Annotated in this window: 12 protein-coding genes; 8 read left to right on the forward strand and 4 right to left on the reverse strand. The window is 68.5% G+C overall.

All coding sequences use genetic code 11. From position 1 onward, the window contains the following. Window positions 1–14 precede the first annotated feature (14 nt). The gene (locus Q0795_RS16150; RefSeq protein WP_298891398.1) at window positions 15–1,253 is read right to left on the reverse strand and encodes a hypothetical protein; all 1,239 of its coding nucleotides are present in this window, start codon (window positions 1,251–1,253) and stop codon (window positions 15–17) included. Between the two features lie 53 nt (window positions 1,254–1,306). Between Q0795_RS16150 and Q0795_RS16155 the strand changes: the two genes are divergently transcribed. Both Q0795_RS16155 and Q0795_RS16160 read left to right on the forward strand, forming a co-directional pair. Further along, window positions 1,307–2,488 (forward strand): DUF429 domain-containing protein, encoded by a 1,182-nt coding sequence (locus Q0795_RS16155; RefSeq protein ID WP_298891400.1) that lies wholly within the window; start codon window positions 1,307–1,309, stop codon window positions 2,486–2,488. 113 nt (window positions 2,489–2,601) lie between these two features. Then, window positions 2,602–3,015 (forward strand): hypothetical protein, encoded by a 414-nt coding sequence (locus Q0795_RS16160; protein ID WP_298891402.1) that lies wholly within the window; start codon window positions 2,602–2,604, stop codon window positions 3,013–3,015. Between the two features lie 67 nt (window positions 3,016–3,082). Here the strand turns inward: Q0795_RS16160 and Q0795_RS16165 are convergent, their stop codons facing one another. Continuing rightward, a complete protein-coding gene (locus Q0795_RS16165) occupies window positions 3,083–3,772 on the reverse strand; it encodes a GntR family transcriptional regulator (RefSeq protein WP_298891404.1) in 690 nt (229 codons plus the stop codon). A 160-nt stretch (window positions 3,773–3,932) separates the two neighbouring features. Between Q0795_RS16165 and Q0795_RS16170 the strand changes: the two genes are divergently transcribed. Genes Q0795_RS16170 through Q0795_RS16180 form a run of 3 tightly spaced genes read left to right on the forward strand, consistent with a single transcriptional unit; the run spans window position 3,933 to window position 6,669 of the window. Beyond that, window positions 3,933–4,886, forward strand: a complete 954-nt coding sequence (locus tag Q0795_RS16170; RefSeq protein ID WP_298891406.1) for a VOC family protein — start codon at window positions 3,933–3,935, stop codon at window positions 4,884–4,886. Continuing rightward, a complete protein-coding gene (locus tag Q0795_RS16175; RefSeq protein ID WP_298891408.1) occupies window positions 4,883–5,569 on the forward strand; it encodes a phospholipase in 687 nt (228 codons plus the stop codon). The genes Q0795_RS16170 and Q0795_RS16175 overlap by 4 nt, the downstream gene beginning before the upstream one ends. A 35-nt stretch (window positions 5,570–5,604) precedes the next feature. Further along, on the forward strand, window positions 5,605–6,669 hold the full coding sequence (locus Q0795_RS16180) for a maleylacetate reductase (RefSeq protein ID WP_298891410.1): 1,065 nt from the start codon (window positions 5,605–5,607) through the stop codon (window positions 6,667–6,669). A gap of 478 nt (window positions 6,670–7,147) precedes the next feature. On the opposite strand, the gene Q0795_RS16185 is transcribed toward Q0795_RS16180, so the two are convergent. After that, a complete protein-coding gene (locus Q0795_RS16185) occupies window positions 7,148–8,089 on the reverse strand; it encodes a helix-turn-helix domain-containing protein (protein ID WP_298891412.1) in 942 nt (313 codons plus the stop codon). Between the two features lie 107 nt (window positions 8,090–8,196). Between Q0795_RS16185 and Q0795_RS16190 the strand changes: the two genes are divergently transcribed. After that, entirely contained in the window at window positions 8,197–8,508 is a 312-nt protein-coding gene (locus Q0795_RS16190) for a putative quinol monooxygenase (protein WP_006247389.1), read from the forward strand. A gap of 993 nt (window positions 8,509–9,501) precedes the next feature. Next, window positions 9,502–10,827: an ISL3-like element ISPfr2 family transposase gene (locus Q0795_RS16195; protein ID WP_298891482.1), complete on the forward strand. Its 1,326-nt coding sequence runs from the start codon at window positions 9,502–9,504 to the stop codon at window positions 10,825–10,827. Window positions 10,828–10,930: 103 nt separating this feature from the next. Here the strand turns inward: Q0795_RS16195 and Q0795_RS16200 are convergent, their stop codons facing one another. Further along, complete coding sequence (locus Q0795_RS16200; RefSeq protein WP_298891484.1) at window positions 10,931–11,299, reverse strand: hypothetical protein; 369 nt, start codon at window positions 11,297–11,299, stop codon at window positions 10,931–10,933. 418 nt (window positions 11,300–11,717) lie between these two features. Here Q0795_RS16200 and Q0795_RS16205 point away from each other — a divergent pair. Beyond that, window positions 11,718–12,053 (forward strand): transposase (locus Q0795_RS16205; RefSeq protein ID WP_298891486.1); only part of this gene is annotated, 336 nt, incomplete at its 3' end.

Here is a 12,053-nt window from a genome sequence, read left to right on the forward strand (position 1 = left end):
CCTGGTCCACGGCGCTACGACTCGCCGTCGGCCCCGAGCCCGCGCCTTTCCTCGATCTTGCGCGCCCGACGAAGCACCCGGTCGTCCCGGAACTTCCCGACCCTCTGGCCGGCACCCCTGGCCTTGCCGACGGCGCTGGTGCCCACGCTGCCGACCGCACCAGAGGTCTCATCGAGGAGCCCGCGCGCTGCCCGTCGCCAGGGAGTCGACGCCACCTCGATGCCCGCGACCTGCAGGTCCGCGTGCTCGGCGAAGGTCGCGACGTGGGTGGTGATCGCACCCGCACGGCGGGCTACACGCGGCGCGTTCAGCGGGTTGACGACGGTCGAGAGGTTCGACAGCACAGCGGAGTCCGAGACTGACGCCGCGATGGCCTGCAAAGCCTGCTCGATGCGTCGCACGCGTTCGGCGCGGGCGATCTCGATGCCCTGCCGATGACTGTCGAGCTGCTCAGCATCCTCGTCGAACACCCGGGCGAGCTCGAGGACGTACTGCCGGTCCTGCAACGCGATGCACCGCGCCAGCACGCCCAGCCAGAACTCCGCGTCGTCCGCCGCCTCCCCCAGCACCTTGGCAGCCTGGTCGGCATCACCCGTGCTCCTCGCCACCTCCTCGGCAAGCCCTGCCAGCTCGGCGATGGCCTCGGACTGCATCGTCGCCAGCGCGAGCGAGTTGCTCTGGACCTTCGACCACGTGGTCGACGACACCCTGCCCGTCTGCTCATAGATGCTCGTTGCCTCGTCGATCACCGCGCTCACGCCACCGAGCTGGCCCAGCGTCTGCGTCTTGCGCTGCTTCAGCAGCTTGTCCAGCTTGGCGTCGATGAGCTCCAGGTATGCCGTGATGTCGTCGAGGGCGGCCTCGATCGCGTACTGAGCGGCCATGCTGCCGAGGACGGCGGGGGCCGTCGGCGTCAGCAAACCGCCGACGGCGAGGTTGTCGAACCGCAGGTGCTGAGCGATCTGCCCCTTGTCCCCCCGAAGCACACCCGAGACAAGACGCTCCACGCCCCCGGCCGCCTCGACGGCGTCATGAGACTCGCTGGTGAGCTTGACCCACCGGCCGCTGTTGGCCATGAGCTCCCCTGCCGCCGCTCCGGCGTAGCCGGCGACTCGTGCCAGTTGTTGGCGCGAAATCTTCTTGGTGGGGGTGAGCGAGTGGTCGTCGATATGAAGGAGGGCTTCCTCGTCCCCGAAGAGGAGGAGGCCGTCGCCCGCCTCGAATACCTGGACCGTCGCCCCGTCGCTCGCCATGCCGCTGATGGTACCTATGGTCTGGGCGCCACCATTCTTGGCACAATCCCCAGATGTTCGTGGGAATCGACCTGGCATGGAACGACCGAGCGCGTACCGGGCTCGCGGCACTGGATGATGACGGCCGCCTCGCGGCGTCTGCCTCCGTGAGGAGCAACACAGCGATCGACGACTGGCTCGACACGCATACCTCCTCCGTCCCTGAGGTCATTGCCGTGGACGCCCCCCTCATCGTGAACAACCCGGACGGGCAGCGACCCTGCGAGCGCATGGTCACGGCGGCGTTCGGGCGCTACGACGCCGGTTGTCACGCCAGCAACACGAGCAAGCCGTACTTCAATCCTCCGCGGGCACAGGTGTTGGCGGACCGCAGAGGGTGGAATCCCGATCCCGGATCGAACGGGCCCGGCGTCTGCTTGGAGGTCTACCCGCACCCAGCCATGGTCGGCCTTTTCCGTCTGGGGCGAATCCTGCCCTACAAGGGAAAGCGTGGCCGCACCGTCGAGGTGAGACGGACGGCGACCCTGGAGCTGCTGGACCGTATGGAAGATCTCGACCACTTGGACGTCGTCGAGAACGAACGGTGGCAGCAGCTCAGAAGGACAGCGAACAACGCCACGCGACCCGTGCACCTGGAGGGCATCGAGGACGAGATCGACGCCATCTTCTGCGCCTACCTCGGGTGGTCCTGGCGCCACCGTCGCGACGATCTCGAGGTGTATGGCGACATCATCTCCGGGTACATCGTCGCTCCTCCCCCTCCCACGCACGCGACGACCCCTCGCATCACTCAGGCTGCACCACGTGTCTCCGATGATGCCCACGAACGGGGACCCATGAGCGTGAGCTTCTTCGTCTCGGGACAACCTGCAACCTTCGCCACGACAGGCGAACGGGCGTGGCGGCAACTAGTGGAGCAGGCGGCAGTCGAGGTCATGAACGGACGCCGGGCGTTGGAGGGCCGGCTGAGCGTCAGGGTCGACTTCATCACCGCGCAGCGACAGGGCGGGCACCCGGGCTGGGACCTCGACAACCTCATCAAGCCGACCATCGACGCACTCACACCCGTCATCGGACCGCGTGCGGGCCAGTGGCACCACGCGCAGCCTGACGACGAACGGGTCGACGAGATCATGGCCAGGAAGCGCCCGGCAGAGTCTGACGAGCAACCAGGCGCGCACCTCGTGATCTCGACGATCGGATCGACCACGCCTAGCGGGACAGAAAGCCCATAGTCGAGGTAGTGCCGGCAGCAGGGCGAACCGGGCAAGTGGGGCGATTGAACGCGATAGCACCAACATCCCCTGTTCTACTGCACTGGCATACCGCCAATGACTCAGGAGGGGCAGTGACCGAACCGACCGGCAGCGCCACGCGTAGCTGTGACGCGTGTAGGAGCGAGCAGAACACCGATGTGAATGGCGATATCGCTATTCACCACAGCGCCTCGGGTGAACCCTGTCCCGGGGGCATGAAGTGGACCTCCGCGGCACCGGCTGCTGGCCTCATCGGCTGGGGTCTGGGGCTCCTCCTCGCGGCTGCTCTTCCCTTCGTCCTGGGGTTCCGCGGGATGGTGAACGCCTCGATGTATTCGGACGGCGACGGATCTGCCTGGTTCGTGGTGTCCGCACTCATGAACATCGTCGGCATCATCGTCCTGTGTATGGGGACCTATCGCCTGGCGCGGAAGGCCGACGTCGCCTTCCTGATCACCCAACGCCGTTACATGGCCGCGGGAGAGGACGACCGAGAGCTGGGCTGAGGCGGGCGGAAACCATCCCGCGGCATACCCGGGCCGTGACGCTCAGACTTGGGCAAGGACGGCGTCCTCAGTCGGGACGCGGAAGGGTGCGCAGCGTGGCAGCAGCCGCGAAGGCGATGTGCTCCCGCATCAGGGCGGCTGCGCGCGGACCGTCACACTCGATGATCGCCTGGGTCACCGCCCGCAGCTCGCGGACCGCTGTCGCGCCGCGACCGGACTCGGACAGGCTGGAGACGCACAGGACCCGCACCCGCGCCTGGACCGTCCCCAGCTCCTCGCGCAGCACGGTGCTCGCCGCACCGGCGAACAGCGCCTCGTAGAAGGCATCACGGACCCGCATCACCTCGGAGGCCGCCAACCCGGCCTCGACCGCGCCGTCCAGCGCATCGAGCGCCTCCTGGAGCCGCTGGACGTCGGCGACGGCGGCGCGCTCGACGAAGCACTCGACGAGCAACCCCTCGATCGCGGCGCGCAACCGGTAGAGGTCCCTCGCCTCGTCGCTGTCGATGGCCCGCACCACCGCTCCGCGCCGCGGCTGGATCTGGACGAGCCCCTCGGCAGCCAGCTGGCGAAGCGTCTCGCGCACAGTCGCCCGGGACACCTCGAACCGATCGATGAGGTCACGCTCGATGAGGCGCTGCCCCGGCGCCAGCTGATGGTCGAGGATCTGCCGGCTCAGCTCCTGGTGGACCCGCTCCGACCGGGACGTCGGCGCCTCGGCCGTCGTGACCTCCCGGTGCGTGGTGGCTGCAGTCATGCGGCTGAGCCTAGCGCCCAGCATCGGACGACGTGGTCACAAACCGGACAAGAACGGCATACCTCGCATCTATTGTCCGACAAGACCGCGAGTGCTAGCGTCCGAGGACCGACGATCGGGTCGGTCACCGCTCTGGGTGCACATCAAAGGAGATTCGCCCATGACGTACATCAACGGCTCCCACCACGTCACGCTCTCGGTCGCCGGCGCCCAGGAGGACGTCGACTTCCACACCAAGATCCTCGGCATGCGCTTCATCAAGAAGACCGTGCTGTACGACGGCTCGAAGCCCGTCTACCACCTCTACTACTCCAACGCGAACGGCGACCCGTCCTCGGTGATCACGACGTTCCCGTGGGCGCAGGCCAACCTCTACGGCAGCCGCGGCACCAACCAGGCCCGCGAGGTGCTGCTCGCCGTGCCCCACGGCTCGCTCGACTGGTGGACGAAGCGGCTGGCGGACCACGAGGTGGACAGCACCTCGGTCGAGGTCTTCGGCGCCCGCCGGCTCACCTTCGCGCACCCGTCCGGCATCGAGTACCAGCTCATCGAGAGCGACGACGACCCCCGCGTCGGCCACGAGGGCAACGGGGTGACCCGCGAGCACGCGGTCCACGGCATCCACGGCATCGGCATCCACGTCTACGACCAGGACCGCTCGGTCGACTTCGGCCAGGAGGCGTTCTTCCTCGCCGGTGACGTCGAGGAGGAGGGTGACCTGGCCCGGTTCCGGGTCGGCGACGCCAAGCACGGCAACTGGGTCGAGCTGCGCGGCAACCGCACCGACGACCAGGGCACGTGGCGGTTCGGCGCGGGCACCTACCACCACTTCGCCTGGAACCTCGGCAACCTGGAGAATCAGGAGCAGGTCAAGTTCGACATCGAGGGCGCCGGCTACACCGACATCTCCGAGCTGAAGGACCGCACCTACTTCAAGTCCCACTACGTCCGTATGCCCGGTGGCGCCCTCTTCGAGCTGGCCGTCACCCACGACGAGGGCGGCTGGGACTGCGACGAGTCCCCCGAGGAGCTCGGCCAGGCGTTCATGCTGCCGCCCCAGTTCGAGTCCGAGCGCAGCCACATCATGGGCCAGCTCGAACCGATCGAGGTGTGACCAGCTCCGCGGCCCCGGCACCACCGCGATCCGGCGAGAACCCGCACCTCGCCGCGGGCGCGGAGTGCTGGGGCGAGGAGGAGGACGCGCCGGTCGCGGTGCTCGCCGTGCACGGACGCACCCAGTCCCCCGACGACATGCGCGCTCTCGCCGAGCGCCTCGACGTCGAGGGTCTGCGGTGGCTGGCGCCGGCCGCAGCCGGGCAGAGCTGGTACCCGTACGGCTTCATGGAGGAGCGACCCGACGACGACCCGTGGCTCACCTGGTCGCTCGAGGCGGTCGACGAGCACCTGGGTCGCCTCGGCGCCGCGGGGTGGCCGCCGGAGCGGGTGGTGCTGCTCGGGTTCTCCCAGGGGGCCTGCCTGCTCGCGCACTGGGCGCTCCTGCACCCCAGGAGGTATGCCGGTCTCGTCCTCCTCACCGGGGGTTACGTCGGGGCCGAGCGCGAGGAGGTCTCGTTCTCGGGTGACTTCGGTGCGACGCCGGCCCTGCTGGCCGGGTGCGAGGACGACCCCTGGGTGCCCCGCACCCGGATGGCGCAGACCGAGGGCTGGCTGCGAGGTATGGGGGCTCAGCTCACCTCGCTCATCGAACCGGGCAGCGAGCACGAGGTCACCGGCACGGCGGCCGAGCTCACAGCCCGGTTGCTGCGGCATACCGTGAGCGCCACAGGACGCCGATGACCGCGCCGCCGGTGCGGGACGAGGGAGAGGATCGTATGGAGATCAGGTTCGACCACACCACCCTGGGCCAGCGCGTGCTCTTCGGCACCGGCGCGGCCGCGACGAACATCGCCGCAGCCCTACGCGACCTGGGAGCCTCCCGGCCGCTGCTCGTGGGAGGGGGTCACGCTGCTGAGGTCGTGGACCAGATCTCCGAGCAGTTCGCCGTCGCGGGCCACGTCCGTGAGGTCGTCCAGCACGTTCCGGCGGAGCGGGCACGCGATGCGGTCGCCCTGGCTCAGGGCGCGGATGCGGACTCGGTCGTCGCCATCGGCGGCGGCTCGGCCACCGGGCTCGCCAAGATCGTCGCCCGGGACACCAGGCTGCCGGTCGTCGCGGTGCCCACCACCTTCTCCGGGTCTGAGGCGACCGACATCTGGGGGATGACCGAGGACGAGCGCAAGACCACCGGGACCGACCTCCGGGTGCTGCCGAGGGTCGTGGTCTACGACGCGACGCTCACCCTGGGTCTGCCGACCGACCTCGCGGCCCACTCCGGCCTGAACGCCCTGGCCCACGCCGTGGACAGCCTGTGGGCCCCGCGCGCCGACCCCATCAACCGGGCCATGGCCGGCGAGGGGATGCGCGCACTGATCCCGGGGCTGAGCGGCCTGCGGGCCAACCCGGCGGACGTGCGCGCGAACGAGCAGGTGCTCTACGGCACCTACCTCTCGGGGGTCGCCCTGGCCTCGGCCGGGGCCGGGATGCACCACAAGATCTGTCACGTCCTGGGCGGGACGTTCAACCTGCCCCACGCCCCGACCCATGCGGTGGTGCTGCCCTATGTCGCCGCCTTCAACGCCGACGCGGACCCGGACTCCGACGCCTGCATCGCGGAGGCCCTCGGGGCTCTGCATGCTGCCTCGGGGCTATGGGACCTCGCCCGGGAGGTGGGTGCGCCCGACTCGCTCGCCGAGATCGGCCTCACCGAGGACGACGTCGACCTTGCTGCTGAGCTGGCGACAGCGGCCATCCCGGACTCCAACCCTCGCCCGGTGAGCCTGGAGGGGGTGGCGACGCTTATCCGGTCTGCGCTCCGGGGTGACGACATCCGTGGATGACCTGACCGCCTCACGACGAGCCCACAGCGTTGTGCCCGGGTGTGCGCAGCCTGCGTCACTCGCGGCGGAATGACGTGCCTACCTGGCTCTTCCCAGATGAGGGTGTAGGTCGGCCGGGCGCGTCGGTCCGCAGATAGACGTCGAGGTCTCCCGACGATGGAGGTTCCTACGCCATCCATCCGAAAGACCTCGACGTGACCGACGCTACCCCGCCGGCCGGCCTCGGCCGCCCTGACCTGACCGCCTTCGCGTCTCATCCCAATCGACCCTGATCGGGTCTGCTGACCCCCTCGACGAGAACGCAGCGACATCACAGCCACCCAACCCCGACCGGCCGGGAAGCCGGCGCACGTCACATGGCCTGTGCTGCGGGCGTGTCGAGTGGGTCGTCCAGGGGCGACGCAGGAGCGTCGACGCGACGTGCTGAGAGGTGGTTCCAACCGGGCGCTAGGACACCGGCTACAGGCATGGCGATAGGTCAGGAACGGCGTCGCTCCCTGCGCAGGAGGGAGCGCAGAGTCTCGGCGTTCGCGTAGCCGACCCGTAGCGCGATCTCGGCGGAGGTGAGGTCCGTGGTTGCTGAGAGGTGCCGAGCTCGTTCGATGCGAAGCCGTTGGACGAAGCCGAGCGGAGTGAGGTTGAGCGCCGCACGGACTCGTCGTTCGAGGGTGCGCCGGCTGGTGCCGAGCGACTGCGCGACGAAGGCGACGTTGAACGGTTCGTCCAGGCGGGCGCGCACGAAGCGTTCGAACTCGACGACGATCGGGTCCTCGTGCCGGAAATGTTCGTAGGCGACGAAGGCCGCCTGCGACGGACGCTCGTCGATGATGAGGAGCTTGGCGACATGTTGGGCCAGGTCGGGGCTGATCGATCGCACGAGTGAGAGCGCGAGGTCGATGTGGGCGAACGCGGCGCCGGCGGTGACGAGGTTCCCGTCCACGACGACCATGGTGTCGAGATCGAGGGCGACGGTCGGATAGCGCTTCAGGAACTCCGGCCCCAGGAACCAGCTGGTCGTCGCCCGCCGATGATGCATCCGTCCGGTCTCGGCGACGGCGAACACGCCGGTGCACGCCGCGGCGATCCGGGTGGTCGCGTCGTCGAGGCGCCCGAGCGAGGCGATGACCGAACGAGCATCTCGGCTCTGGAGGGCGTCGTTGGTAGCGGCGGCCGTGAGGGTTCCAAGCGCAGGGACGACGACCACGTCGAACTCTCCGGACTCCGACAGCGGGTGGTCAACCGACAGGGTCATCGATGCCGTCGTGGTCACTCGCCGTTTCGGTCCGAGGATGGCGAGTTCGATCGGGTCGATCCGCGGGTCGATATCGCCGCGGGCTCCGTCGGCCACCCGCACGATGTCGATGACCGACGCGACAGCCGAACCGAAGCAGCCGTCGATCGCGATCAGTCCGATACGCATGGCGCGAACAATAGCAATACTGTCGTATACGCCACTCCCCATCGGCCCTCGCTCGTCATACGCTGAACTCGCCCCACGAAGAACCCCGACTTCAAGGAGAACCCCTCATGTCCACACCCGCATCACTTCCGTATGCCTTCGTCGCCAAGATCGTCGCGGCCGATGGACAGCACGACGCGCTCGCCGATCTGCTCGCCGGCGCTGTCGCACTCGCCAACGAAGAAGTGGGAACGATTGTCTGGTTCGCGGCTAGAACCCACGCCGACACCTTTTGGATCTTCGATGCATTCCCCGACGAGGCCGCTCGCGACGCCCACGCCAACGGCGCCATCGTCGCAGCCCTGATGGCCAACCAGCACCTCCTCGGCGCAGCACCCGAGATCCTGGCGGCCGACGTCCTCGCGTCCAAGCTCCCGTAGTCCGCCAACGCACGAGACGATCGCGCCCCGCCGAGCCGTCGGACCCGACCGCCTCGACACCCGCACCACGTTGACGATCCCCGACGGGCCGATCACGAGGGGGGCCATGCAACACCAGGCGCAAGCCTGGAGCGGCACTGGTTCACCGGTGGTCATCGAGAGAGCCAGCGCGGTTCCATGGCAGCGCAACTGTGTCAACTTGCCCTCCGTCCCGCTAGGCGCCGTGGGCGGGTCTTGGTTGCGATCCGTTGCCGTGACGGGAGACGCGTTGCGCGTCGCAGCGATGACGGGTCGTTGGCGTTCCGGGGCGTTGCGTTCGTGCGCGTCGCCCGTGCGGCATGGAACATCTCGCTGCGCACACAACGATCGCTGCGCCGACGCACCGTTGACACCTCGCACGTCCAGGTCGCGACACAACGCCACGCCGCGTTGCCGAGCGGAGCGAGGCCTATCGGCACACGGACAGGATGCCGGCCGCGAGCGCTCAGCCGGCGAGGGGTCCGTCGCAGAGGAGAGCGACGTCGGTGTCGGGCAGAGCCGTGAGGCCAGCGCATCGCGCGACCACCAGAACCGAACCGCCCCTGCCCTGCGTTTCCGCAGGTCAGGGGCTGTTCGCCAGAGCCGCCTGTCGGAATCGAACCGACGACCTAATCACGTCGGCTTTGCGTCTATCGCTTGATGCGCCCACTGGGCGAACGAGCCGCTGACCTGCGCAAACGCCGAGAGTGGGGGGGCGCCGCCATCCGGTGGTGACCGACGACGACCGACCAGTACCGACCGTTTCACCGGAGCTTGCGGCGGCGTCGAAGCCGAGCAAGCTCCATTCTTCTAGCTCACCGCGCCCTCCTCCTAGCCGGTCCCGTCGTCGTCGAAGACGTTTCAGGGGTCGTCCCAGATGACGGTGTAGGTCGGCCGGGCGCGTCGGTCCGCAGATAGACGTCGAGGTCTCCCGACGACGGAGGTTCCTACGCCATCCATCCGAAAGACCTCGACGTGTCCGACGCTACCCCGCCGGCCGGCTTCGGCCGCCCTGACCTGACCGCCTTCGCTCGACTCGACGGCCTCGGTCTGAGCGTGACCGGGCAACGACTTGAACCGGATCGTGCGGTCCTCGCGTGCCGCGTGGTGGAACCAGATCAGTGGTGCCGACGGTGCGGCAGCGAAGGCGCTGCTCGTGACACCGTGATCCGGCGGTTGGCCCACGAGCCGCTGGGCTGGCGACCGACCGTGCTGGAAGTTGTAGTGCGCCGCTACCGCTGTGCCGACTGCGGACACGTGTGGCGCCAAGACACCAGCGCCGCGGCGGAGCCACGCGCGAAGCTCTCGCGCACCGGGCTGCGGTGGGCGCTGGAAGGGATCGTGGTCGCACACCTCACCGTCGCCCGTGTCGCCGAGGGACTCGGGGTCGCGTGGGACACCGCCAACAACGCGGTCCTGGCCGAAGGCAAGCGGCTGCTGATCAACGACCCCACGCGGTTCGAGGGCGTGAAGGTCATTGGCGTCGATGAGCACGTCTGGCGCCACACCAGGCGTGGCGACAAGTACGTCACCGTGATCATCGACCTCACCCCGGTCCGCGATGGCGCCGGCCCAGCAAGGCTGCTGGACATGGTCGAGGGCCGGTCGAAGGCGGCGTTCAAGACCTGGCTCGCCGACCGCGACGACGCCTTCCGTGACGCGGGCGAGGTGGTCGCGATGGACGGCTTCACCGGGTTCAAGACCGCCGCTGCAGAGGAGATCCCGGACGCGGTCACGGTGATGGATCCCTTCCACGTCGTGCGCTTGGCCGGTGACGCCCTCGACAGGTGCCGGCGCCGGGTCCAACTCGCGATCCACGGGCACCGTGGGTTCAGGGACGACCCGCTCTACAAGTCGCGGCGCACGCTGCACACCGGCGCGGACCTGCTCACCGACAAGCAGAGCGACAGGCTACGCGCGCTGTTCGTTGATGACGCTCACGTCGAGGTCGAGGCGACCTGGGGTGTCTACCAGCGCATGATCGCCGCCTATCGCCACGAGGACCGGCAACGTGGCCGCGAGCTCATGGAGAAGCTGATCACCGACCTCAGCGCCGGCGTCCCCAAGGTGCTCACCGAGCTCACCACCCTGGGCCGGACCCTGAAGAAGCGAGCCGCTGACGTGCTCGCCTACTTCGAACGACCCGGCACCAGCAACGGGCCGACCGAGGCGCTCAACGGACGGCTCGAACACCTGCGCGGCTCCGCACTCGGGTTCCGCAACCTGACCAACTACATCGCCCGAAGCCTGCTCGAGACCGGCGGCTTCAGACCCCAACTTCTACACCCCCGATTGGGATGAGCCGCCTACCTGGCCACCCAGCGACCCCGCGGTTCCCCGTCGGACGGGCGTAACCGGCCTCCACGCGGGCGTCAAGGGCTTCTCTCATCCCTCAGCTCCCTAATCAACGACGCCAGCGACGGCCTCGGCCCAGCCGCGCTTCGCTCAGGAGAAGCAGCACCAAAACGACGACTCCAACCCCCATCCGAGCTGCAATGTCGTCAAGCATGGCAAGCGGCACCGTGAGCAGGCCGAGACCTGTTAGTCCGCTTCCAGCCGCCCAGAAGAGGCGCCAAGGACTGGCGAGCGCAAAGCCAGTCAGGTGGTCGGTGAGAAAGCTGCGCGCGAGATGCCACGACACGATGACTAGCAGTGCACCCAAGAACAGCAGAGCCATCATGACTCCAAGCTCCTGAGTGGAGGGGACGCCGTCCATCCATCGCAACACCCCGCGATAGGGCGCATTGGGCTCGGGAATCGGGGAGGCGCTCATGCGCGAAAGTTAGCGGCGTGCTCTGACACACCCGGCTCGCAGACCGCGGTACCGCCGCCCTGAGCCGTCCGGGAGACGACGAGGGACGCGCGCCCGCCAGGCAGCGGGGTTCGGCCGACCCGCTTAGGTGCAGCGCTACATAGCGTCCACTTTCGCGGTACAGCGACGCGGTGCGGGAAGCGGCTACTAGGAGACTTCCCTTCATGATCGGGTCGGGCCAGACTCGGTTTAGGTGCCCGGCGGGACGCTCTCAATTGCGGCTGCCCAGCCCGTGTGGTTGTGGCTCTCTTCTGGACTGTGCCTCGTCGGGTACCGCTGACGAGGCGTGGCTCAAGAGGGGATTGCCCTGCTCGTAGTAGCACTGCCCACCTCGCCGTTCCCGTTTATCGGTTCGAGGCGCCTGTTGGAGGCGAGGAGCATGGCAGAGGTCATCATCGGGGTCGACCCCCACAAGCTGTCCGCGACGATCGAGATCGTGGACCGTCAGGAGCGGCTGGTCGCGACCGGCCGGTTCAACACCGACCAGCGCGGGTACACCGCGATGCGGTCCTACGCGCGGACCTTCCCGCACCGGCTGTGGGCGGTCGAGGGCGCCAACGGCACCGGGCGCCCGCTGGCTCAGCGGCTGGTCGAGGACGGCGAACGGGTCGTCGACGTCCCGGCGAAGCTGGCCGCCCGGGTGCGGTTGTTCGACACCGGCCACAACCGCAAGACCGATGCCCTGGACGCGCACTCCATCGCTGTCGTGGCCGTC

The organism is uncultured Serinicoccus sp., from assembly GCF_947487915.1.
In the GTDB taxonomy this organism is placed as follows: Bacteria; Actinomycetota; Actinomycetes; order Actinomycetales; family Dermatophilaceae; genus Ornithinicoccus.